This window comes from Tenacibaculum sp. M1.3A, assembly GCF_057732375.1.
Window position 1 is genome coordinate 166,751 of record NZ_JBYJEF010000003.1, and the last position, 22,763, is coordinate 189,513.

The 22,763-nt window shown below is 36.1% G+C and carries 23 protein-coding genes and 1 tRNA gene; 8 read left to right on the forward strand and 16 right to left on the reverse strand.

The genetic code is table 11. The features are described from left to right. Positions 1–327, reverse strand: coding sequence for a hypothetical protein (locus AC28QF_RS06175; RefSeq protein ID WP_272022819.1), 327 nt, complete (start codon positions 325–327; stop codon positions 1–3). Beyond that, positions 320–1,333: a DUF7192 family protein gene (locus AC28QF_RS06180; protein WP_272022818.1), complete on the reverse strand. Its 1,014-nt coding sequence runs from the start codon at positions 1,331–1,333 to the stop codon at positions 320–322. The genes AC28QF_RS06175 and AC28QF_RS06180 overlap by 8 nt, the downstream gene beginning before the upstream one ends. 128 nt (positions 1,334–1,461) lie before the next feature. Here AC28QF_RS06180 and AC28QF_RS06185 point away from each other — a divergent pair, with 128 nt between their 5' ends. The 3 genes from AC28QF_RS06185 to AC28QF_RS06195 are packed head-to-tail and all read left to right on the forward strand — an operon-like array spanning position 1,462 to position 2,659. Then, positions 1,462–1,833, forward strand: coding sequence for an ArsR/SmtB family transcription factor (locus AC28QF_RS06185; protein ID WP_272022817.1), 372 nt, complete (start codon positions 1,462–1,464; stop codon positions 1,831–1,833). Positions 1,834–1,844: 11 nt separating this feature from the next. Continuing rightward, complete coding sequence (gene merTP / locus AC28QF_RS06190; RefSeq protein ID WP_272022816.1) at positions 1,845–2,444, forward strand: mercuric transport protein MerTP; 600 nt, start codon at positions 1,845–1,847, stop codon at positions 2,442–2,444. Positions 2,445–2,452: 8 nt separating this feature from the next. After that, complete coding sequence (locus AC28QF_RS06195) at positions 2,453–2,659, forward strand: GDCCVxC domain-containing (seleno)protein (RefSeq protein WP_272022815.1); 207 nt, start codon at positions 2,453–2,455, stop codon at positions 2,657–2,659. Positions 2,660–2,661: 2 nt separating this feature from the next. Here the strand turns inward: AC28QF_RS06195 and AC28QF_RS06200 are convergent, their stop codons facing one another. From AC28QF_RS06200 to AC28QF_RS06220, 5 genes are read right to left on the reverse strand one after another with little or no spacing between them, the layout of a single operon-like run. Further along, entirely contained in the window at positions 2,662–3,612 is a 951-nt protein-coding gene (locus AC28QF_RS06200; RefSeq protein WP_272022814.1) for an AAA family ATPase, read from the reverse strand. A 2-nt stretch (positions 3,613–3,614) separates the two neighbouring features. Then, a complete protein-coding gene (locus tag AC28QF_RS06205; RefSeq protein WP_272022813.1) occupies positions 3,615–3,827 on the reverse strand; it encodes a hypothetical protein in 213 nt (70 codons plus the stop codon). Beyond that, on the reverse strand, positions 3,828–8,087 hold the full coding sequence (locus AC28QF_RS06210; RefSeq protein ID WP_349372903.1) for a strawberry notch C-terminal domain-containing protein: 4,260 nt from the start codon (positions 8,085–8,087) through the stop codon (positions 3,828–3,830). Further along, the gene (locus tag AC28QF_RS06215) at positions 8,080–8,481 is read right to left on the reverse strand and encodes a hypothetical protein (protein WP_340154446.1); all 402 of its coding nucleotides are present in this window, start codon (positions 8,479–8,481) and stop codon (positions 8,080–8,082) included. The genes AC28QF_RS06210 and AC28QF_RS06215 overlap by 8 nt, the downstream gene beginning before the upstream one ends. 20 nt (positions 8,482–8,501) lie before the next feature. Then, on the reverse strand, positions 8,502–11,162 hold the full coding sequence (locus AC28QF_RS06220) for an N-6 DNA methylase (RefSeq protein WP_340154445.1): 2,661 nt from the start codon (positions 11,160–11,162) through the stop codon (positions 8,502–8,504). A 327-nt stretch (positions 11,163–11,489) separates the two neighbouring features. On the opposite strand from AC28QF_RS06220, the gene AC28QF_RS06225 reads away from it, so the two are divergent. Then, positions 11,490–11,621, forward strand: coding sequence for a hypothetical protein (locus AC28QF_RS06225; RefSeq protein WP_488201134.1), 132 nt, complete (start codon positions 11,490–11,492; stop codon positions 11,619–11,621). An 11-nt stretch (positions 11,622–11,632) separates the two neighbouring features. Here AC28QF_RS06225 and AC28QF_RS06230 read toward each other — a convergent pair whose 3' ends face one another. From AC28QF_RS06230 to AC28QF_RS06245, 4 genes are read right to left on the reverse strand one after another with little or no spacing between them, the layout of a single operon-like run. Then, on the reverse strand, positions 11,633–12,787 hold the full coding sequence (locus AC28QF_RS06230) for a glycosyltransferase family protein (protein ID WP_488201133.1): 1,155 nt from the start codon (positions 12,785–12,787) through the stop codon (positions 11,633–11,635). After that, positions 12,787–13,059 carry a hypothetical protein gene (locus tag AC28QF_RS06235; RefSeq protein WP_179022112.1) on the reverse strand — a complete coding sequence of 91 codons (273 nt, stop codon included), beginning with the start codon at positions 13,057–13,059 and terminating at the stop codon, positions 12,787–12,789. Before AC28QF_RS06235 ends, AC28QF_RS06230 begins: the two co-directional genes overlap by 1 nt. Then, on the reverse strand, positions 13,059–13,544 hold the full coding sequence (locus AC28QF_RS06240; protein WP_178989515.1) for a hypothetical protein: 486 nt from the start codon (positions 13,542–13,544) through the stop codon (positions 13,059–13,061). Before AC28QF_RS06240 ends, AC28QF_RS06235 begins: the two co-directional genes overlap by 1 nt. Positions 13,545–13,547: 3 nt before the next feature. Beyond that, positions 13,548–14,789 (reverse strand): replication/maintenance protein RepL, encoded by a 1,242-nt coding sequence (locus AC28QF_RS06245; RefSeq protein WP_179022111.1) that lies wholly within the window; start codon positions 14,787–14,789, stop codon positions 13,548–13,550. Between the two features lie 515 nt (positions 14,790–15,304). Between AC28QF_RS06245 and AC28QF_RS06250 the strand changes: the two genes are divergently transcribed. The 4 genes from AC28QF_RS06250 (at position 15,305) to AC28QF_RS06265 (ending at position 18,194) form a co-directional block, all read left to right on the forward strand. Further along, positions 15,305–16,000 (forward strand): hypothetical protein, encoded by a 696-nt coding sequence (locus AC28QF_RS06250; protein ID WP_488201132.1) that lies wholly within the window; start codon positions 15,305–15,307, stop codon positions 15,998–16,000. 98 nt (positions 16,001–16,098) lie between these two features. Then, positions 16,099–16,275 carry a hypothetical protein gene (locus AC28QF_RS06255; RefSeq protein WP_349372899.1) on the forward strand — a complete coding sequence of 59 codons (177 nt, stop codon included), beginning with the start codon at positions 16,099–16,101 and terminating at the stop codon, positions 16,273–16,275. A gap of 124 nt (positions 16,276–16,399) precedes the next feature. Further along, on the forward strand, positions 16,400–16,573 hold the full coding sequence (locus AC28QF_RS06260; protein WP_488201131.1) for a hypothetical protein: 174 nt from the start codon (positions 16,400–16,402) through the stop codon (positions 16,571–16,573). A gap of 4 nt (positions 16,574–16,577) precedes the next feature. Further along, entirely contained in the window at positions 16,578–18,194 is a 1,617-nt protein-coding gene (locus tag AC28QF_RS06265) for a recombinase family protein (protein WP_488201241.1), read from the forward strand. Here the strand turns inward: AC28QF_RS06265 and AC28QF_RS06270 are convergent. The 5 genes from AC28QF_RS06270 to AC28QF_RS06290 form a co-directional block, all read right to left on the reverse strand. Next, positions 18,148–18,221, reverse strand: a tRNA-Arg gene (locus AC28QF_RS06270). The genes AC28QF_RS06265 and AC28QF_RS06270 overlap by 47 nt on opposite strands. Positions 18,222–18,228: 7 nt before the next feature. Continuing rightward, on the reverse strand, positions 18,229–18,675 hold the full coding sequence (locus AC28QF_RS06275; protein ID WP_488201130.1) for a GatB/YqeY domain-containing protein: 447 nt from the start codon (positions 18,673–18,675) through the stop codon (positions 18,229–18,231). Between the two features lie 68 nt (positions 18,676–18,743). Further along, positions 18,744–20,612, reverse strand: coding sequence for a cell division protein FtsZ (ftsZ, locus tag AC28QF_RS06280; RefSeq protein ID WP_488201129.1), 1,869 nt, complete (start codon positions 20,610–20,612; stop codon positions 18,744–18,746). A gap of 77 nt (positions 20,613–20,689) precedes the next feature. Beyond that, a complete protein-coding gene (gene ftsA, locus AC28QF_RS06285) occupies positions 20,690–22,036 on the reverse strand; it encodes a cell division protein FtsA (protein ID WP_488201128.1) in 1,347 nt (448 codons plus the stop codon). Continuing rightward, positions 22,026–22,763 (reverse strand): cell division protein FtsQ/DivIB, encoded by a 738-nt coding sequence (locus AC28QF_RS06290; RefSeq protein ID WP_488201127.1) that lies wholly within the window; start codon positions 22,761–22,763, stop codon positions 22,026–22,028. The genes ftsA and AC28QF_RS06290 overlap by 11 nt, the downstream gene beginning before the upstream one ends.

Genomic DNA, 22,763 nt, shown 5'->3' on the forward strand with positions numbered 1-22,763 from the left:
CTATAATTTATGATCTATGGCATATTGTTGATGGTACAGCGGTTCCAGCGACCAGATAAAATCATTTGCTTCTTCCTGGTCTGCATAGTGAATGGAACATAATTGAGATGTTCCATCGGTTTTAAAACACTCGTAACGGTAGCATTGCACGGGATTATCTTCGTTTGAAATATCAATGGCCGTCCAGCGCAGGATTAAGGTATTTTTACGCTTTCGCGAAAGCATAATCTGAAAATCTGTACATCGCTCTTTACAAGCTTTATTGATTTCAACAGCTCTGTCCATTATCTTGTGAATGACACTTTGTTTTAAGGTTTTTTTATCCATTTGGCTGCAACTGATTCTTATAATTGGTAATGATTTGTGAGACTTCTTTAACTGCCGAATCCATCGAATAACTTTGTTCAAATACGAATCCTTTTGGGTTAATCGCTTTCGCGAAAGCGGTACCCATACTAGCCGAAATAGTTCCCAAACCAGAAGGAATCGTGAGACCGAAATAATTGCTCATCGCCACCAAAGATTTAAACCCACGAAACCTGAAATAACGCGGATCACTACTCATCAATAGCAATTGGTTTTTATCCAGTTTATCCTGAAAGCGTTTTACACGCACACAACCCATCGTGACCTGGTTATTAAATGAAGTGCCCAACATCACATTCACTTCGACAGAAACTCCTCGCAGTTCCATAAACTCCACAAGTTCTGCACAAGCGAGACCTACGTAGAGCAAATCGTTACCCTTTACGTGGGCATTTGCACCAGCCATAATGTACAATTGAAGCGAAGGATACGACATTTGCTTGTCCTTGAAATATGCAAACACACTCTTCACCGAAGTGAGTACTTTTTTGTTTCCCAACTCAATATTCATCTGACTCACAGAAGTGTTAAGTGGCGAAGTGGTATTGATAGGAAATTGTTGATACATTCCCATCGCAGCACGCTCAAAAGAAAACACGCCAAGACCGCGATCATTGTAAGCCATCTTAGGTTTAGGCATTACAGAATCGTTGAGATACTGCAAATAATGTGTGAGCTTTTCCTTGATTTTTGGCTGAATCTTAGCGACTAAAGACATCCCTAAAAAGGTACGATGTTCGTTGAGTTCCTTAACACTTTTAGGTGTTGGTGTGCCGTACCAATCAGTTCTGCTTTGTAGTTGACTATAGGTACTTTCTTCTATAAAATCCCAACGCGACTGGTTTGCAGACGAGAGATTTTTAATCTCATCATCTACAAATGCATTGAAAGCAAACAGACTATCAAATAATAGATAGTTGTATTTGCCATCAGGACTTTTAAGGGTATGTTGTTTTGGTGCGCTCACGTATGCTCATAAAAGTAAATTTTGAAGTGGTGTGAGTTGCGGTATGGAATTGTAGTTTGGTACAACTATATTTAAGTATTTGCTTAAATACGTAATTAAGATTACCTTTACTCGTCTAAAGCAGTAATATGAAACTAGAAATATCCTGTACAAGAGCTGAGGCAAATCATAAACAGTTATTAAACTGTAGAACAACTATTGATGATATGGCAGGCGGTTTTCAAAATGTATCGAAATTATTATCCATTTCAGGTAATGAGGTGCGCTTAAAGATTCTATTTCTTTTAAATATGGAAAAAGAATTATGTCCTTGTGATTTATCTGATATTTTAGGTATGAGCGTGCCAGCAGTTTCACAGCATATACGAAAAATGAAAGATGCAGGTATTATAAGCTCAAGGAGAGAAGGGCAAACCTTATACTATTCATTGAACGAGGATGAGACGGATATTCTGAATAGTATTTTTAAGTCAATCAAATTAGAAAGAAAAATAGCCTAAATTTTATAATAATGAAAACAGAAAAAACATCAAAAAATGCAGCATATACAGGTTTGTTTGCTGCTGTAGCCGCATCATCTTGTTGCATACCACCAGTTATTGCATTAATTGCAGGCGTTGGAGGAAGTGCTTCTGCTTTATCTTGGATGGAACCTTTTAGACCCTATTTAATTGGTGTCGCTATAGTAGCAATTGGTTATGCGTGGTATGATTATTTAAAACCGAAAAAAGCAGAGGATTGTTGTGAAGTAGATGCAAAACCAAAGTGGTTTCAAACCAAAGGATTTTTAATAGGAATTACACTATTTGCGGCTATCTCAATTAGCTTTCCATATTACTCTCACATTTTTTATCCTGATAATAAGAAAGAAGTAGTTATAGTGAATCAGTCTGATATTCAAACTGCGAATTTTGATGTTAAAGGAATGACCTGTGCTTCTTGTGAGCAACACGTTACGCGAGCAGTTAATGAATTAGAAGGCATTATTAATGTCGCAGCTTCTTTTGATAATGCTAACACAACAGTAGAATTCGATAATTCGAAAACGACTAAAGAGGATATAGAAAAAGCGATAAACTCAACGGGATATAAAGTAATAAATATAGAGTAGCAATAATTATGGAAATCACATTACAGTCTGAAATCACTTGTCCAAATTGCGGACATAAAAAAGTAGAAGATATGCCAACAAACGCTTGTCAGTTCTTTTATGAGTGCGATAATTGCAATCAGGTGCTAAAACCAAAACAAGGTGATTGTTGTGTATATTGTTCTTACGGAACAGTAGCTTGTCCGCCTATTCAAGAAGGAAATAGTTGTTGCTAGACTTATCCAATCCGCCTCTTAAACTCCGTAATAAAAGCCTGTTTCATCCCACTACTTTTATAAGAATTTAAGAACCCTTCAAGATTTATTTCAGTCTTGATGTGTTCTGCTTTTTCTTTGGTCATTGCAATAAAGTAGCTGTGTAAAGAATCTTTCAAAGTCTTACCATTGGGCATCTTGCGATAGGTCTTACCAAACTCATCTTTCATTCCTGTTTCTCGCTTCATTTCAAGCTCGTAGGCGCGTTCAAAGTTGAGCATTGTACGAAGTGTCATAATATCTTCTGTATCGTCGTCTCCATCTTCTTTACCTTCATATTTCAAAATAGATTTACGAATGGTTAAACAGATATCTACTACTGCAGGATAAACAAGTTGTCTTTCTAAGGTTTCATTAAACCCAATGCGATAAATACAACCGCTAAATCGGTCAAGCAAAGAGGCATCTTGTTTGTTGTTCCCAACATAGTTTCCACTTGCACCTTTTCCAATAACATTTCCAGTAGCGATACAACCAAAGTTTCGGTGTTTCTTAATTGGCTCATTATTCCCATTAAAGATAATAGCATCTTCACGAGCACTTTTCGCTAAAGCATCATTTAATAGTCCAGCGGTATTGGCATCAAGTTTTGGCATTTCGTCCAGGATCAAAACCTTCCCGTCACGCCAAGCTTCAATAAGAGCACCTTCTTTGTAACCAGAAATAGTTTGACCACCTTTGATATCAATGGGCGATGTCCATTGATTACAGTTTACAATGGTAAAAGGCAATTCTCGTCCATCATTTTCTGCACGCCCTTTTATGGCGTATGCAATTTTCTCGCCTATGGTGGTTTTTCCTGTTCCGGCACTTCCAACTAAGTATGGATTATTACCAACACTTAAATCGTCCATAATTTTCATAAACTGCGGAATCTGCTGTACTTCTGGGATATCTAATTTTCTGTTATTCATTCTTAATTTATTTTTGCTTTTTTGAATAGCTTGTCAGCTGACTCATTGGCTTCTTTTTTGGTTGAGTAGATACCATCGATGACATCTGCATCCATACCACGCTTAAATTTATTTTTGAGTTCCTGCATTGTTGTTGGCTTGCCATCAAATATTCCTTTGCGACTTCTGTAGAAAGGCGTGTAAACGAGATACATTTTGTTAGGATTCACTTTCATCTATTTCAAAGCAATTTGTAGTTGATTAATTAATTCATCGATAGATGCTATTTGAGCAATCGTGTCTTCATAAAACACACGTCCTAAATCCTGAGCGGTGTACTTTCCAAATACAAATTCTGCATTCCCATCTTCGTGTAGGTTATTCAAAATGAAATAACCCATAGCTTCAATCGCTTCGTGTAATGGTAGATCTCTTACTTCCACAATAATGGCGTTAAAATCGTCTTTAATTCCTGTCTTCAGCATAGTCGTTTTCCAATCTTGGTAAGGCTCTTCAACGTTCTTGAAAATGGGAATCAGCGAGTAATTATATTTCTCTTTATCAGTTAGAAGTCGATTGTAAATCACTAAACCAAATTCATAATCTGCAGTTGGTTCTTCATAGTTTACAAAACCAATCGTAGGATTACTACCTTGGCCATACGCACGACCTAATTGATATTTGAAGTTTCCTTTTTTCTGTTTGGTCTGAGCTTTCCAATCGGTTTCATTTTCAATCTCCCAATCTTCCAACTCACGCGCTTTACCCATATACTGTACTTGAAAAGCATCCAATCGATTCAGAAACGGTTGTAAATTTTCCAAATGTAATGCGCCAGTCATATCTCCAGCATTTTGCACAAAGTCTGGCAATTCATATTGCGATTGTCCTGATTCACGTCTCAATAACGAGCGTAATTTTTCATCAATAACTGCTGGATATAAATCCTTTTTGTCTAAATAGACTTGATAGTAATTGTCACTTATTCGCTTTGCGCGAAAACTTAACTTATGATCTGCAAAGAAGTCATCTAAATCCAATTTGCTAATAATTGGATACGCTTCAGAAACTGGAAGCAACGCCGAATCTGCCTCGCCTTCTTTGCCAAAGTCTCTATGTAATAGGATTCCATTCTTGATGGTTCCTTCTTTGGTATTGTACTTAATCAGTTTGTTTTGAGTACCAATCTGACCAGAAGCACCTACGATATTCTCTGTCAAAATATGTCGACGTTCCCTTTTAGAGGAAGCCTTTTTAATCAGCTCGTTCCATTCCAGATTAACCATTTGTACATCTGCATCAGTAATGCCACGACCCTCTGTAAATACCTGGCTAATGAAACTCTGTTCGGCAGGCTGTAAACTGTAGGTTAAAATCTTACGGGAATCCGTAACACCGAATTTTAAACTGATATTACTCAACGTATATGGGTTCTTTCCAGATTTCCCAACGCTCACACCCAAGAAGATTCCCCAAGATGGTTTAATGGTCGTACCAATAAACGGAACACGAATAACATCGCCAATATTCCACATATTGATATACCGAAGAATGATGTTTTGAATATTTTCTAAACCAGCAATATAAGTAGCCAATTGATAAGTTTTCTGATTAATAAGCGCTTCCAGCTTGTTCCAATCCGATAGAATCTTTTCATTCTCTTCTTCGGTTTCTCCGCTACCTCGTTGTGGTAATACTTCACGGTCTTCTTTCAGTTTTTCTATGGCTTTAAAACGTTTTGCTTTTCGGTCCTCTAAAAGTTTAGGATAAGCTTCGTTGATTTGATCTTCAAGCTTCAATCTCACTTGAACTGGTTTTTCTCCATCGAGTGCATCTTGAATACGTTCATCAATATCTTGTTTGGTAAAGGGGCGCTTTAGATTATTGACAATAGTAATATCTCGAACCGTGTCTTTTCCAAATGGTGTGCGACCACCTTGACCTTTTTGAAATAGGAAACGCTTTTTTACTTCGGCATCGAGTGGTAAGAATTCAGTTTCCAAATCATACGTGCCTTGTTGCTTTTCTAACTTGATTTGATGGTCATAACGCTCTAATAAATCATCATATAAAGCATCTTGATCTTCCACTTTAAGCAATCCAGCTCGTCCTGTCAATTGACGAATAGCACCTTCTTTAAAACCATTACGCTCATAAGAAATAAAGCCTCGCTTATCCGTTTTCTTTTGATACGTTGGATAACCGAGCTGTTCCATCATTTCCTGATTCTCATCTACCCAATTCCACGCAGCGATATCTCCATATTTATTTAGGAAGTCGGCGCTTTTCAAGGTGTCATCATTGGTTTTTTGAGAACCTGTAGTATTGGCATCCAGCGATTTCAATTTCGCTTTAAGCATTGTCATTAAACGCTTTTCGGTAGGAATGTCGCTGGTTATATAATAGTACTCTGGCAAGTTCACTTGACCAGTACGATTGATACGACCACGTTTTTGAACTTCAGTATTAATATCCAATTCAAACTGATGCACAATCATTGCACGCTGACGTTGATCTTTAAAATCTTTACTGGCGTGCGCAGAAGATCCTGTGCTACCGCTTTGATTGATGAGTAGTACATCATAATCGCCACTATTAAACATTCTAAAAGAGCGTTCTGTATTACTTCGGAAAGATTCTACAACAGCTTCATCATCCGTTAAATCGATGCGCTGATTACGACCAGTAACCTCGGCAACTTTGAAAAATAGATCAGAATGACCGCCCAAATGTTTGGGCTTCTTTTCGGTTTGTAACAAGTGAATCAACTCATCAATAGGCGAAATAGAAAGTCCAGAACTCTCTAATAACATTCGCTTTTTGATGTCGTTGTATTTCTCAATCCCATTCTGAGGTAATTCCTCTAACTGAATACGTTCTCTGGTTTTTTCGCCATCAATCGCCACATAATTATAGTTAAAGATTCCGTCAAGTCCTTTAACCAAAGTTCTCACAAAATCCAGTTGTTCTTTAGGAATCACATCGCCACTTACTAAATTCAAATCTTTCAAGAATGCACCCATTGTAGACTTGAATGCGATCACTACTTTCTTGTCTTCCTTCAGTAATTTGATGGTGTGTGCTACCACATCTTTGACTTTCAAAGCAAATAACATCTGGTCAATGATATTGAACACACGTGAGAAATATGGCGATTGTTTTACGCCAAGTCCTCTTGGTTTAGAAGACATATGCTCACCTTGCGCTTTCGCGGAAGCGTGAACATCTGCCAATAATGGCGCCACAAATTCTTGTTCAAAAGCCACCACATCATTCATTAAACTAATGATGCGATTCACACTCTCACGACTCTTACTTCGTTGTGGTTCGGCATCAAGTGTGATGTAATCGACATTAATTCCTTCATTGGATCGTTGGCGTCGTATAAGTTGACCACTTTCTGAAAGATTAGAGGCTACAATTTCTTGTAGCGCCAATCCGCCACTTGTCATTGAACGCACAAAATTAGAATCATTCAAACCAGTTTCAGCAATTGCGGTCTTTTTAGCATAAAACGGCATCACTTCTGGATATTTGGCAAAGGTGGCACTTAAGAAACAACAGGCTTTAGTTTGTGGTAAAACTTCGCGCATCCAGGTACCGATGATGGAATCGAAACCACCAGCCATATGCGACTCATCGAGAATGAAGATGAGCTTCTTGTGTTTTTTGCTTCCATCGATTCCATTATTTACCATTTTCTCAATCCACATTCGTTTGTATGGATGTGCAGATTGCACTTGAGAGTAGGTGGCAAAAATCATATCATAACCCAATGGTAAATGATCTAATGTAAGCGGTATTTTGATGGTTGGGACTTTATCAGGATCAGGTAACTTCTTTCCAATCTTTTTATGGTATTCAATAGATTCTGGACTTTCTGTTGGGAATTCTATTTCGTTTGAAATCAAGTCAGCTTGAGCAGAACTACTCAGCGGACTAAAAACCACATTACCATCTGCATCTTTAATTTTGGCATTGGTATCCGTGTTGACGATAAACGGTCTGATGTTCTCAAAGCCAATCGCTTTCAAATCACGATACATATCGGTAAAGAGGTCTGGTTTCTTAGTGAAAAAGACAGGAATATAATCGTTCATAACTGCGTGTCGTATCACCGCAGCAGCCTGCCGACCTTTTCCTATTCCTGTCTGATCTGCTATGATAATTCCTTGCTCATTCTCAAATTGCTTCAGGTATAAACCAACTGCATCAACCTGTTCTGCACCCAATCCATTCCACAATTGTTTGGTGGATTTATACTTTAATTGGTTACGGACATAATTATCAATGTTCCCTTTCGACTTCACAATACTGTTAAGCGACTTCTGAACCTCAAAAGCCATATTACGAGGAATGAGCGTATTCATCCGATATGGTGCTTTTGACTTCGGAACGTATTCCACCAAAGCGCTTTCTTGCGTGGCAAGTTTTGCAACCTCTTCAGCATCTTGCTTAAAATCTGTCTGTTCTATTTCTAATTCTTGATTACTCATTCTTATGTAGGGCTAAAGCTTCTAAATAGGTTCGTAGTGTAATTTCAGAATACAGCTGAATGGCTTCTTCTTTATCCATTCCGCTTCCATAAAGCAATGAATCTTGAGGTGCAGTTTCATCCAGTGTATCCCAACGTTCTTTAAGTGTCCAGAGTGCGAGTTGCATCTTGTCTGTATTAGCAAGAAAGTCAGCTATTTCTCCTACCGATTTCCCTTCGGTATAGACCAGCTCCAGATAATCTTCAATAAGAGCAATTGGGTTTTCACCTTTCGCAAAAGCGTGTTCCACCAGTTGATGTAATTGAATGTAAAGCGCTGCTTCGTGATCTTCATAGCGTTCAAAAGGTTTTGTGTTTGTGACCATAAAGAGCTTTGTGCTCGTGTCGTTAGGCATTAATTGATTATTGAAATAAATCATTTTGTACGTGCGGTTTTAAGCTGTTTTATGATGGTATCGATATTTGGTTTGATATGCGATCTGGTTTGCTTCCAGAGGTCTTCAAACGTCTCTACCATATCTTCTAAATGTGGTTGTTCGCTCTTATTTGGTGCTACTCCAGAAGGTTTAGTTTTACGACCACCAATGAGTATTAACATTGTTTTTGTGACAGCACCTTGCTTGTTATAGAGCTTGTAGCTGTTCATATTAATAACATCGTCTACCTTGTAATAACGATACAACCAATTGAAAAACGGACGGTATTTTGCAAAGAGACCATCGTCTCCAAAATAGATGTGACCCATTATGATGATTGCCGCTTTGCCATCATCTTTCATCGTGTGAAGCGCCAATCCAGCCATCAAATGCTCCAGACGAATATGGTTTGCTAATCCACGATGTTTATTAAAATATTTCTGAATGATGCGCTCTTTATCAAACTTAGAATCATCCCAACTTGCAAAAGGTGGATTGGTCACCACTACATCGTGAACTTTGTGCATCATTTCTGGAAAAGGTTGTGCAGCATTATCAGAAGTGATTCTGCCGAAACCTTGATGCTCTAACGATTGCTTTCGACTTTTATCTATCTCGTTGACGTGCGTGATTCTTGGATTTGCTCCAACAAGTAGTAACCCATTTCCTGCACTGGGCTCAAAGATGAACTCGGCTTCATCCATTCCCGTGTATTGTGCCACGATGGCTCCGATAGGACAAGGCGTAGAATATTGTTTGTAGAGCTCTTTGCTGCTGTCAGAATACGCATAGGTTGGCTGCACCTTATTCCAAAACAATACCATCTTTTTAAGTCGTACCTCAAATGGAATGGGTTCTCTGTAGAGCATTTTATACCATAACAACCAACTCAATTCCACCGCTTCCCAAAGTGCGCCTATTGTAGGCGCATTGGTTTCTACTCTAAGCTTTTCAATTTTCTTTTTTGATAGGCGTTCCGCTTTCGCGAAAGCGGTATGCATAATAGCGATGACCTTGTCTAAATAGTCATTGGGTTCTTGATACTTTTCTTTCTTTGGTTTGGGTTCTGGAAGTGATTCTTCGACCTCTAAATCCTTGTTCATATAATCCTGAATGACCAGCTTGGATCTTTCTAATCGGCTTATTTCCCATTCAATATCATTGAAAGCTTCTTTGGACTGCTTATCGGTTCTTGGCTTGTTAGTTTTTGGGTTGACTAATTCTAATTTCTTTTCAACCAATTCCATTAATAAGGAATCCATAATCACAATTCCTTTCGCCAAATCTGCAATAGGTCTGGAATGTTCCACCGCAGACCACCATTGATGCCTGTCATCGTATGCGCCAATTTGAGAAGCCAAAGTTGAGACGCTTTTGTAGCCAGTGTGAACGTTCACATAGGGATAATCCAAATCTGTAGGATAGCCGATTTCTTCAAACGCTTCACGACCGCGACTCTCCCACTCACGAAGTACGGTAGATCGATTCACATTAATTCCATAGTCATTAGGATGTGCCATTTGTGAGAGGCGAAATAAATCCAATCCAGAAGCTTGTTCAATAGTTTCGTCTGTAATGTTGTAGAGTCGCTTAAACTTCATTCTCAAAAAATTAGCATCGCCTAAATTGAGCCCTCCTGATTGAAATGGTTCGCCAGCTTTTGCTGGCACTAAAACATTAGGAACGATATGATCGCGATTGAAAATATCTTTTGAGACAGATAGCGTTTTAGGAATATCTTCTTTAAGATTGAAGAATGGTAAGTCGAGTGATTTATTCAATCTATTGATTTCCATTAACGCCGCTGTACGTGTTGAAAATGACAAGTCGTAAATCCAATCTTCAAAATTCTGAAGTGCTTTTAAAAGTTCATTTTTAAAATGAACTTTACTAGATTGGGCAGCTGCATCTTCCAAATCTAAAATGGTAGTAGCTATAATGGTTTCATCTTCGCCTTCGAGTGTGTTTTCTAATATGATAAGTTTCTCGATGACTTCGTTTAAAATCTCGCGAGTAGAAATTTTGCGCTCTTTATCGGTCTTGTAACCAGACTCATTTTCTTTAGGCACTTCTTCAAGAGTCTCTTTGTTTTCAGTTTTGTTATTTTCTTTAGGAAGTTCGTTTTCTATTTCCTTAGCAGGTAGCTCTTCTATTTCTGATTTATCCTCAACTTCAATACGATTTATAATTTGCCCTTTGTCATATAGAATGCGGGCTTTGCGCTTATAGTTTCTGGGAGAGACTTCGACGTTTTGTAAATCGTCTCCATATTTGATAATGGCATATTGAGTGGCAATTTGCATAGCAACCTTCTTATAGGGATCGAATAACACATACTCGTCCTTCTCGGCCTTTTCTTTGCCCCGATAGGAAATCGTTACATAACTGAATTTGCTTTTATCAATGTTTTCTAAGGAAGGTTGAAACGATGGATACATCGAAACCATTTTCCAATCGCCGCCACGAGAAAACGCATCTCTTAAGGAAGTAGCAAAACTTTTATAGGCTGGATGTGCATCTGAGTACCAAGTGTTTTTCTTCTTTAAAACCTCGCGAAAGCCCAATTCTAATAGGAAGGTCGAAAACTCTTTGGGTAGGTTTTCACTGAATAGTAATTCTATTGCGTTTTTCTCTTCGTTCTCTGTAATCGTTACCTGCATCTTTATCGGAAATAGGAAAACGCATCGCTATAGGAAGCTCGTTTTCTCTTTGATTTAGGATAAATATAGATTTGAGACTCGGGCGATTGACCTTACGGAAATGTACCTTGGTACGTTGGGATTATTTTGAAATTAGGTTGAAATGGGTAATCGTAGGAATGGTAAGGGTTTTGAATTTATGGGTGGGGTAAATTAGTAAGATTATAGCGGTACTTGATAGAATTCCTTATTAGAAATTGTTGATAAGGGTTGATAAGTCCTAGTGATAAGCTTTTGAGCAAAATTGAATTTTGGCTATTTTTAGAATGAATAATAAACTAGATAGTTATGGGCATTAAAACAGGACCTAAAAGAATCGCAAAATCTACTGGAAAACCAGATAGACGACAAAGAGACAATAAAAGCACACCAGGAAACACTCCTTCCTTAAAACTACATAAGCATAAGAAAGGAGATTAATTCTGTAATTATTAAATGAATGCTTCTTGAGAGTAATTGAGCTTCTTTTGCGTCCAGCTATCTTTAATCCAAACCGATTTGATTGCATTCTTCCCAATTCGGTTAATTAGTGTTTTGTCGTTAATAAGGAGGTTAATTATATCGATCCACTCTGGAACCTCACTAGCAATAAATCCAGTTTCGCCATCATTGATGAATGCTTTAGCTGGATGATAAATAGAAGCTACTACTGTAATCCCAAAAACAGAAAGTTCTAAAAACAACTTGCTATTTTGATGTCTGCTAAAAAGTCCTTCCTTAGCAGGTAGCAAAATTATATCCAGTTGTAAGCTATTTAGCTTTTCAAAATAGTCCAAGAAGGAAACGGAGTCGTGTATTTCACAATCTATTTCCTCAAGGAGTAAATCTCCTTCCTTAGAAGAATGGGGCTTGCCAAGACAAACAAATTGAATTTTCTCTTTCAAATCGGCACGCATTTTAAAAAGTACTTCCTTAAGAGATAGCAAATCTTCTTCATTTGGTTTTATGAATCCTACTCGTAATTTCTCTGAAGTGTTTCTTGTAAGTGGTGGCATTTCTTCATAGCCATATCTCGAGACTAAACTGGGAAGGTATTGCACAAACGTATGAGCGTTTTCTAAACGGTCGTCAATGAATCGCTGCAAGAACTTTTGAAAAGCCTCAATTGCAACAGTCACGATATCCATTAAACCTAAGTTATTTTCTAGGCGTTTTAGTTTTTCGTTAGTCAGCTTTCGCGAAAGCGGAATAGAAACAGGTACTGCAAAATAATTTTTGTCTAAGTCCATTACCAATTGAACCGAAGGATTAAGCGTTTTGATAGCTTGCATCAAATAAGTCACATCACTAAACAGTGAGGGAAAAATGATGTAATCTGCCCAGTTAATTAAACGCTCATCCAACTGATTAACAAAATCAGAGAGTTTCCTCGAGAAGTCATTGGTCTCGATACTGGTAATAATGGCCTTATGCGTATCTGTTTTGTTGATTTCTAATGCTGGTGTTATCATTCTATAATAACCTGTCGCATTGAGTTTAGGACTCACATAAAGCAGATGAATTTTATCATCTGCTTCTATGTTATGTCGCTGGTCAAAACTGTTTTTAGGATTGAGCCTCACTTGTAATTCTTTGATCGTTCTCATTATATGGTTTCAAGTGATTTCTCAATGCCTTCATAAAATTTTGCGATGCGCTGTCCGGTTGCTTTGTCATAAATCTCAATGGTACCAGCTAGCGGACCATATTGTTTTATCTTTTTTCTGAAACGTTCCATACCAGTTTCTTTGCTCCGTGTTCTTGATAGTTTGTGCTTCCAATCTATTGAATACATTGTTCTTACGTTACCGTCTTTAAACCAGACTATCATTTTTGTAAATGAATCTTGTCCTAGTTTCCATCCTTTGCTTTGTGCCATTATTTGAAATATTTAATTAGTGAATTAAGTGGGATTTGTTTGATAAACTCTTCATTTTGAAAAGCTCTAACCTGGACTTTATCGTCCTTGAGGTGAATCCAAATACGGACGCTTTCTTCATCAATACGATTGGCTTCTGCAAACTCTTTGAGGTATTGTTTGATGCTGAAGGCAACTTTATTCTGTACGTTATCCAATTGTGCTAATTGCTCTTCCATAAAGAAATACGTGAGCTCTTGAGTAGGTATAGCGCTCACAGGTTTACTCTGATTGTATAGAAATGAACGTATGATGTGATCTTTTTGAAAAATCCTGATGTAGAGACGATCCTTTGGGATTTGAAGTCTGTTGGAAATATAGTTGGTGCGGTTAGTGATAGTTTTAGTTACCATCTTTTCGTAACCAAAAATATCAACCGTCAAATCGGTTAATGCACCTTTGAGTTTTTTGCTCAAAGACGCATCATTTTTTTTAAATGGATTCATTTTTTAAGTATTAAGTTGTAAATATTTGTGTGTAGAGTGATTCAAAACAGAAGCGTGAAAAGTGTTCAACAATTCTGGTTGACCTAATTTGCTGATTCTGGTTTCGCAAGACCTAAATAACTCAAGGCGAGGTTTTTGCTTTGCGGTTTCTTTTTTCTCATTGTTGAGAAAACGACGAATTTGAGCTTGTAAAATCAGTTTTAACCGCACCTCGTATTCTCTTTTTTTCTGCTTTTGGTACCAGATTCTCGTTCCTGTAAAACCTGATGGATTTTGTGGGTCAAAATATTTATCTGGCAGCTGGACATATCGTTTTGTTGGATCTCTGGCAATGTATTTTTGTACAATTGCTAAGCGACTTACGTAAACTTCGTGAACGTTTTGTAATTGTTTGTCCGAGACAGGCTCGTACCACAGATAAAGCAGTTTTAGCGCGGTTTTCTCTTGACTTTGGGTAAGATAATGGTCTTTGTAGATGGTATTTCGCGCCAGTTTCCAAAAGGACTTGACATAAAATGATAGGGAAGCGGAACGAGCCTGATCGACGCTTGAAATTTCGGCGCCAGTTTGATCTGTGGCTCGTGATTTCCGCTCTATTTCCCCTGCATCATTATTTTTTTTGGGGTCTATTTTTCCTGTGTATCCTGTAAAAGTGTTACTAGTAGCGTTGCGTGACTCATAACCGTTCGTGAGTGGTAACGAACTCGCTTTAGTCTTCAACTTATCAACGCCTATTATTATATTATTTATGTAACCATTGTTACTAGTATCTGTATGAGGACAAGTTGTCGTTCTATTATTTTTAAAAAACTGATTATCAGTAGTTTTTGATTTTTCAGTTTGAAGCTCATTTTTAGCCTTATTAACGGCTTTTACACCACCTATTAACAAGATGTTTGGGTTGATAAAAAGCTCGTATCCCGAATTGGAACCGTGCCATATCTTTTTAGTGATGATATTAGCTTCTATGAGGCGTTTCAGGTGTCGCTGGATGGTTCTTGTGCTTGCTTTGGCACGTTTTGCCAATTGCACATTATTAGTCTTTAGTGGAGGTAAATTCTGTAAATCTATGGCAGCTATACTGTTTGCCTTTAGTAAGGATATAGAATAAATCTTGATGATCTCTTGAGTGGTTAAGATCATTGCCTGTCTTATATGCGAAGAGAGGTCCTTTGTGCTTGCATTATGCTGGTTAACGTAACCTTCTAAAGCATTAAATGCGGTTGAGTATTGTATGATGGCCATTGTTGAGACAATAGCCAGTAATCAGCTTTTTTGCTGTCTGTACTGGTAATTTGAATGAAGTGCCCGTTTAAGCATCTTAATTTCTATGCCTCGTTGAATAGTATCTCTGTTCGTTTTTTAATAGAAGATCGCTTTTCTTCTTTTTCTTCGATAAGATCAAGGCACAATTCATAAATAATTTCTACACTACTGGGTCTAATAGATTGTAGTCTAAAAAACTTGGTAATCGTTGGGCGTGATAATTGTGTTTTGCTTTTTATGACGTTCACGGGACTATCATAAAGCTTTTCCATCCTGAGAACCACCTTTTTAATATCTTCTGTTAGGTACATTAATTAAATGTTTAGTAAATTAATTGACAACATATTGTAAATAAAATATAAATAAAACATCATTTATACTTTATTTGATGCCAAATATACTTAATATTGCATTTCAATTAACATAATAATCTAAAATAATGTTGTTTTAAAAACAATAAAGTAAATAACGTATTGATAAATAGATAGATATAGATGAAAGAAAATCCCCAGTATGATGAGATAGACCTCAAATTTGTAAATGCAGTAGATGAAGTGATCGCTGTAAATTCTGAGTTAGGCATTAAACCCAACAATGATAGCTCAATCGGCAAAGAGGTATATCCCACTAATAGAAGTATAGTTTCTGCAGTAAGAAGTAGATCGAAGCATATTCCGCATTTAGCTCTCATCAATTTTGCTAAGCGTTTTAATGTAGATATGAATTACTTCTACAATGAAACCCCATTGCAATATCAGCCACCAACTATCACAAATATTACTGTAAAGAAAAACGGAATAAGTAGTACTGGAGATAACGCGACTAATATTCACGCAGGTAATGGAAAGATAAAAGGAATCAACAATGCTGAGGCTGGCTCAAAGAACACCTTAGTAGAAGTTGTAGAAGTCAATACAATGATTAACAACTTTATATCTCAAATAGATGGCGAACGAGTAAAACAGTTCCTGACTATTATCTCAAAAATACAAGTGGAGAGCAAATCTTCATCAAAAAAATTAGAACTTATTTTAATAGAGAAATCAGAAGAAATAAAAGAAATGCGTATTTCATTTAAAGAAGAAATGGGAGAGCTAAGAGAAGAGCTTAAAGAGACGCGTGAGAAACTTGATATTTCTCTTAAAAGAGAAGTGGATTTATTGAGAGAGCTATTAAACGAAAGGAAATGAGCTTAATTATAGAGGAAAAGGATTCAAAGTCATTAGATGATTTTAGCCCCGAAGAACTTCAGTTAATCGAAATGACAAGAAATCAAAAGTTTCAATCATTGAGAATAGTAAAACGTGATGGTCGAATTGATATGATTGAAGGAGTTGAGCGTATTGAGGACAGAACTAAAATAGTAGATATCCTTAAACAACACGATTATCAGAATATTGAGATTAAGCAAAGCGATGGAAGAATCGTGTTGATTAACAGAACAGTAAAAACAAAGGTTAAGTAAACCAATTAAAGCAACTGAGTATAGTCATCGGAAATACTGAAGCTATGCTAAGAGATCATAAGGATCACTATTTCAGATTCAATTGTAACCAATAAGTAATGGAGCAATTGATAAGGAATGAAAAATGTTAAAGGCAATTGTAGCAGAAGAAAAACCTAGTTTTAGTAAATATGATAGTGAATGGCTTCAGAAATTTGAGGGCTTTGAAGAATACTCAGATAAGAAGGCAAAAGACACAATAAATAAATTAGAAGAATTTGCAAAAATACTTTGCGAGCATCTTCAAAATAGTAGTTAAGCGTATGAAAGACAATACTGTATTTGACCAGTTTGCCAAAAAAGGTAAAGGACAAAAATTACGAACAGATGGTAAAGCTGTTATATACACAAGAGTATCTACCAAAGAACAAGCAGAAAACAACGCCAGTTTAGAAACTCAATTAAAGTACTGTAAGGAGCTTGCAAATAAAAAAGGACTTGAGGTAAGTGAGTATTTTGGAGGAACCTATGAGTCAGCTAAAAGTGATGAGCGTAAGGAATTTCAAAAGATGCTTAATTATGTAAAGCGAAGAAGTAACGTAGGCTATATCATTGTCTATTCTTACGATAGATTTTCAAGAACTGGAGCTAATGGCGCTTACATAAGTGATCAGTTAAAAAGACAAGGTATTGTTACAATATCAGCAACCCAAGAGGTCGATACTTCTACAAGTGCAGGATCATTCCAACAGAACCTTTACTATATGTTTTCTCAGTTTGATAATGAATTGAGAAGAGATAAATCTGTGTCTGGAATGCAAGAGAAACTTCGCAAAGGACATTGGACAGGCGCATATCCGTTTGGCTACACAAATGCTAATCCAGGAAAAGGAAAAACTCCCAAATTTGTTATTACAAAAGAAGGAAAGCTTTTGAAGCAGGCTTTCTTGTGGAAAGCAAACAGCAATATGTCTCACGTTGAAATCGCAAATAAATTACAGGAGAAAGGGCTTAAAATAAACGATAAGAGATTGAGCGTTCTATTCAGAAATCCTTTCTATTGTGGACTTATTGTAAATAGCCTAATACCAGGAGAAGTTATTGAAGGCAATCATCAGCCTATGATTACTAAAGAATTATTTCTTAAAATTCATAACCTATTGAATACAGGAACTGAAACCAGAAAATACTGCGTAGATGACGAAAACTTACCTCTAAAAACTTTCCTGAAGTCCACAACTTGTGGGACTCCTTACACAGGGTTTATTGTAAAGAAAAAAGGGCTTTACTATTATAAGAATCGTCGTAAGGGAAGTAAGGAAAATAGAAGTGCAAAAAAACTGCATCAAGAGTTTTTAGAGCTTTTAGAGACCTACAAACTAAAGGATAAGAAGTTTGTAGCACCATTAAAGGAAATGGTCTATGACACCTTTGTAAGTATGAATGAAGAAGCCATTAAAGAAACCAAAGAACTATCAAGTGGCATAGTTGCTATTGAAATGAAGTTAGATCGATTAGAGGAACGTTATGTTTTTGAAGAGATAAACAAGTCTCAATATGATAGATTCAGAACTAAGTTGGTAGCAGAAATTAATCAAAAAAAGAAAAATTTATCAAAACATAGCTTCGATAGTTCAAACCTTAAGAAATCAATTAATATAGCCTTGAAATATGCGCTCAATCTACCGCTATTATGGAGTTCTGGGGATATTGAGGTTAAAAGAAAACTTCAATACATGGTCTTTCCAGACGGTTTAGGGTATGACTTCAAAAACAAGAGAGTTCAAACTTTTAGAGTGAACTCTATTTTTGCTCAAATAGCCTGTCTATCAGATACATTAGGGGGAAATAAAAAAGGGAACCTTCAAAATAATATTGAAAATTCCCTTTTAGTGACCGCGAAGGGATTCGAACCCCCAACCATCAGAGCCGAAATCTGATATTCTATCCAGTTGAACTACGCAGCCATTACCCTTATGCTAAGGTTTTTTTTACAATCATTGAAATAGTTTTACCATCAGCTTTACCTGCTAATTGTTGCGATACTATTCCCATAACCTTACCCATATCTTTCATTCCTTCTGCGCCAACTTTAGCTACAATTTCTTTTACTACTTCCTCTATCTCCTCTTCAGATAAAGGTTCAGGTAAAAACTGTTCTAAAATAGCTGCTTCTGCTAATTCAGGTTCCGCCAAATCGTCTCTTCCTTGTTCAGAAAAAATAACAGCGCTATCTTTACGTTGCTTTACTTGTTTTTGAATAATCTTTAATTCTTCAGCTTCTGTAGTCTCTCCTGTTCCTGTTTCGGTATTGGCTAACATAAAAGCTGATTTCAAAGCTCTAAGAGCCGTTAAAGCTATTGTATCTTTCGATTTCATAGCTTCTTTCATCTTTTCTACAACTTGTTTTTGAAAGCTCATAATTATCTATTTTATTTTAAAAAAAATTCCCGACAAAGCGGGAATTTCAAATTGTTATTATTTCTTAATTAATCTACATTATCATGTAAAAATGAATTATTCGAACGTAATAAATCGTTATTATCTGTATTTAATGCAGTATCTGATCTACTTATATTTGAACCTGCATTAATATCTACACCCAATCTTTTATATGCTGGTTGACGTTCGATTTCATCAATATTTTTACTAACTTGATCGTTGAATTTATAATTAAATCCTTTCATTTTATCACGTCTTTCTTGCGTTCTCTTTTGCAATTCAGATATGGTAATTTCTAAAGGAGAAATTTCTTCACTTCTTGTTTCTATATTATTAATTTCTTCTTGAGTCTTGGTCTTTACTTTAAATTGTAAAGATGCCTCAACTTCTTCTTTTATAACAGGCGTAGAACTTTTACCTATAGTTGGCTGCGCATTAAAATCATCTAAAACATAACGCTTTTCTACTTGATGCACTTGTGGTTTAATCTCTTGTGCAACTACGTTTATATTTTTAATTTCATTTGTAGTTGTTATTATTGGTGCTACTGGTGTTATTTCTTCATATGAATTTACCGGTAAATCAAACAATAAATCTTGTTGAACAACTTGCTGTTGTACTTCTTTTTGCACAACTTCTTGCTCTGCTATATTCGTAATAATAAAATCGTCTTCAGAGATTGTTTCTATAGCAACTTCTTCATAAACAACATTAATATTTTTTATTACATCTGTAGTTGTAATTAAATTTAGTCGCGGCACTTCTTTTTCTTCTTCTAAAACATGAACAATTTTACTAGGAGTTACAGTCGGAAAAGGTTGATTTATACTCGGTGCTACCTGTACTTTTTGCTCTCCAAAATTATAGGTTGCTTTTTGTTCATCTTCTAAAGTGTGAACAATTTTTTTTACCTCAGTATCTGTAATTGTTCCTTGTTGATCCGCTGTAAAACCCGTTGCAACAATAGTAACGGCAATACCATCTTCTAAAGACTCATCTTCACCAACACCCATTATGATGTTTGCATCATAGCCTGCTTCATCTTGAATATAATCGTTAATCTCTCCGATTTCATCTAAAGTAACTTCATTAGCTCCCGATACGATTAATAATAAAACATTCTTAGCTCCTGTAATTTTATTGTCATTTAACAACGGAGAATCTAATGCTTTTACTATGGCGTTTTTAGCACGATTATCACCTGTTTCTTTAGCAGATCCCATAATTGCAGTTCCACTATTAGAAAGTACAGTTTTAGCATCGTGTAAATCAATATTTTGTTTATAGTGATGCGTAATTACTTCAGCAATACCTTTAGCAGCTGTTGCTAAAACTTCATCAGCTTTAGAGAAACCTGCTTTAAAGCCTAAGTTTCCATATACTTCTCTTAATTTATTATTATTTATAACAATAAGTGAATCTACATTTTTACGTAGTTCGTCTATTCCTTTTTGAGCTTGTTTGGTACGCATTCTTCCTTCAAACTGAAATGGCATTGTAACGATACCCACCGTTAAAACATCCATATCTTTTGCTATCTTAGCTATAATAGGTGCAGCTCCAGTACCTGTACCACCACCCATACCTGCAGTAATAAATACCATTTTAGTATGCGTACTTAGCATTTGCTGAATCTCTTGAATACTTTCTGCTGCTGCTTGCGCACCAACATCAGGATTCGCCCCTGCTCCTAAACCAGAAGTTAAATGTGCTCCTAATTGAATTTTATTAGGAATCGGACTACTTTCTAGCGCTTGCGCATCGGTGTTACAAATCACGAAATCTACGCCGTGAATTTGCTTACTAAACATGTGGTCTACAGCATTGCTTCCACCCCCACCAACACCAATCACTTTAATAGCATTCGATTGTGTTTTTGGCATGTCGAATGAAATGTTATTGAATTCTGTACTCATAATAACTTTTCTTTTAATTTTTATTCATTTATATTCTTTTTTTTGGGGATAAGAAAGAACACTTAATTTATATATACTTACTCTGCGTTGTCTAGAAATTCTGTAAATCTTTCTCTAAATTTGTCGAAAATAGATTTTGTTTTCCCTCTAACTACTTGTTTTTTATCATTCAATTCTTCTGAAACATTTTCTGTATGCAATACATTCTCTATTTCTGCAACCACTGGCTCCTGAACAACTTCCTCTTCTAAAGCCTCATAAGAATCTTTACGCAAACCTTCCATTAACAAACCTACTGCGGTTGCATATGACGGACTTGATAAAACCTCGTCAGAATCGCCTGCTAAGTGCTCATTAGGATACCCAATACGAACGTCCATTCCTGTTATATATTCTACCAATTGACGTAAATGTTTTAACTGAGAACCTCCTCCTGTTAAAACAATTCCTGCTATTAGTTTTCCTTTCTGAGTTTCGTGCCCGTAATTTTTTATCTCTAAATACACATGCTCTATAATCTCTTGCACTCTAGCGTGAATTATTTTCGATAAATTTTTAAGCGTAATCTCTTTCGGATCTCTTCCTCGTAACCCTGGAATAGAAACAATTTCTGTTTCTTTATTTTCTCCTGGCCATGCAGAACCAAACTTTACTTTTAATAATTCAGCCTGCTTTTCAATTATCGAACAGCCTTCTTTAATATCTTCAGTTATAACATTTCCTCCAAAAGGAATCACTGCTGTATGACGAATAATACCGTCTTTAAAAATTGCTAAATCTGTTGTACCGCCTCCAATATCAATTAAAGCAACACCTGCTTCTTTTTCTTCTTGACTTAAAACTGCTGATGCTGATGCTAATGGCTCTAATGTTATATCTGACAAACTTAAACCTGCACTTTTAACACATCTTCCTATATTTCTGATAGACGAAACCTGACCAACAACAACGTGAAAATTAGCTTCTAATCTACCACCATACATACCTATAGGTTCTTTGATTTCCGCTTGGCTATCAACCTTAAAGTCTTGTGGTAAAACATGAATAATTTCTTCACCCGGTAGCATTACCAATTTATGCACTTGATTTACTAAACTTTCTATATCAGCTTCGTTAATTACTTCGTCTGATTTTTCTCTTGTTATATAATCACTGTGATGTAAACTTCTAATATGTTGCCCTGCAATACCAACAACTACATTTTCAATCATTTGCCCAGAAACACTTTGCGCTTCATCAACTGCTTGCTGGATAGACTGAATAGTTTGAGTAATATTATTTACCACTCCTCGTTTTACACCTAAACTTTTAGCTTTACCAATACCCAAAACCTCTAATTTGTCGTACTCGTTCTTACGACCAATCATAGCAACAATTTTGGTGGTACCAATATCTAAACCAACTGCAATTTTATTATTCTCCATCTTGCTTTTGTTTTGTGCACACAACTTGGTTGTGGTATTTTACATTTATTGTCTTATAATTTTTAATTGTTTTATCAATCAATGCCTTGTTATAAAAAGCTATTAACTTTTTAAATTTTACATTTATATTTTCTAGATTACCAAAAACTATTTCATACTCACCACTTCGAACTGTAAAAACATATTCGTTCTGAGCACTTTTTTGAATTGCAATAATTTCTTTACTTAAAAAATCATTATCCCCAATTACTTTTAGCAAGCTTATTAACTCACTAATATCTTTAATATTCTCTACCCCCGAAACCAATGGCACTCTTGCAGAAAAATTAACCGACAAAGGAATTTTTACTCCAAATTTATCAACGTAATAAGACTCATTTTTATTAACAACACGAGCTATTGGTGTACGCTGTTTTATTAGTGTTTTTAAGACACCATTAATTGTTAAAAAAACAGCCGCTTTTTCAACATAAGGATTCTCTGAAACATTGGTTTCTAGAAGATGTAAATCTACCACTCTTTTTGGTTGATTTTTAACAAATTTTTTATTTTGTATTAACAATTTATCAACCATGCTGTGCGTCAAAAAGTTATTGTCGCCTGCCTCAAATTCAACCACAGTCTTTTCAACCTTTTTAACACCGTTTTTACCCGCTGTAAACCCGTACAAAAAGCCTAGAAACACTAGTAACACGAAAAAAGAAAGGTATGTTGCTACTGTTTTCAT

Coding starts and splice junctions, on each gene's coding strand:
- AC28QF_RS06175 (WP_272022819.1), bottom strand. CDS start 327: ATGGATAAAAAAACCTTAAAACAAAGTGTCATTCACAAGATAATGGAC.
- AC28QF_RS06185 (WP_272022817.1), top strand. CDS start 1,462: ATGAAACTAGAAATATCCTGTACAAGAGCTGAGGCAAATCATAAACAG.
- merTP (WP_272022816.1), top strand. CDS start 1,845: ATGAAAACAGAAAAAACATCAAAAAATGCAGCATATACAGGTTTGTTT.
- AC28QF_RS06195 (WP_272022815.1), top strand. CDS start 2,453: ATGGAAATCACATTACAGTCTGAAATCACTTGTCCAAATTGCGGACAT.
- AC28QF_RS06200 (WP_272022814.1), bottom strand. CDS start 3,612: ATGAATAACAGAAAATTAGATATCCCAGAAGTACAGCAGATTCCGCAG.
- AC28QF_RS06205 (WP_272022813.1), bottom strand. CDS start 3,827: ATGAAAGTGAATCCTAACAAAATGTATCTCGTTTACACGCCTTTCTAC.
- AC28QF_RS06210 (WP_349372903.1), bottom strand. CDS start 8,087: ATGAGTAATCAAGAATTAGAAATAGAACAGACAGATTTTAAGCAAGAT.
- AC28QF_RS06215 (WP_340154446.1), bottom strand. CDS start 8,481: ATGCCTAACGACACGAGCACAAAGCTCTTTATGGTCACAAACACAAAA.
- AC28QF_RS06220 (WP_340154445.1), bottom strand. CDS start 11,162: ATGCAGGTAACGATTACAGAGAACGAAGAGAAAAACGCAATAGAATTA.
- AC28QF_RS06225 (WP_488201134.1), top strand. CDS start 11,490: ATGGGCATTAAAACAGGACCTAAAAGAATCGCAAAATCTACTGGAAAA.
- AC28QF_RS06230 (WP_488201133.1), bottom strand. CDS start 12,787: ATGAGAACGATCAAAGAATTACAAGTGAGGCTCAATCCTAAAAACAGT.
- AC28QF_RS06235 (WP_179022112.1), bottom strand. CDS start 13,059: ATGGCACAAAGCAAAGGATGGAAACTAGGACAAGATTCATTTACAAAA.
- AC28QF_RS06240 (WP_178989515.1), bottom strand. CDS start 13,544: ATGAATCCATTTAAAAAAAATGATGCGTCTTTGAGCAAAAAACTCAAA.
- AC28QF_RS06245 (WP_179022111.1), bottom strand. CDS start 14,789: ATGGCCATCATACAATACTCAACCGCATTTAATGCTTTAGAAGGTTAC.
- AC28QF_RS06250 (WP_488201132.1), top strand. CDS start 15,305: ATGAAAGAAAATCCCCAGTATGATGAGATAGACCTCAAATTTGTAAAT.
- AC28QF_RS06260 (WP_488201131.1), top strand. CDS start 16,400: ATGTTAAAGGCAATTGTAGCAGAAGAAAAACCTAGTTTTAGTAAATAT.
- AC28QF_RS06265 (WP_488201241.1), top strand. CDS start 16,578: ATGAAAGACAATACTGTATTTGACCAGTTTGCCAAAAAAGGTAAAGGA.
- AC28QF_RS06275 (WP_488201130.1), bottom strand. CDS start 18,675: ATGAGCTTTCAAAAACAAGTTGTAGAAAAGATGAAAGAAGCTATGAAA.
- ftsZ (WP_488201129.1), bottom strand. CDS start 20,612: ATGAGTACAGAATTCAATAACATTTCATTCGACATGCCAAAAACACAA.
- ftsA (WP_488201128.1), bottom strand. CDS start 22,036: ATGGAGAATAATAAAATTGCAGTTGGTTTAGATATTGGTACCACCAAA.
- AC28QF_RS06290 (WP_488201127.1), bottom strand. CDS start 22,763: ATGAAAACAGTAGCAACATACCTTTCTTTTTTCGTGTTACTAGTGTTT.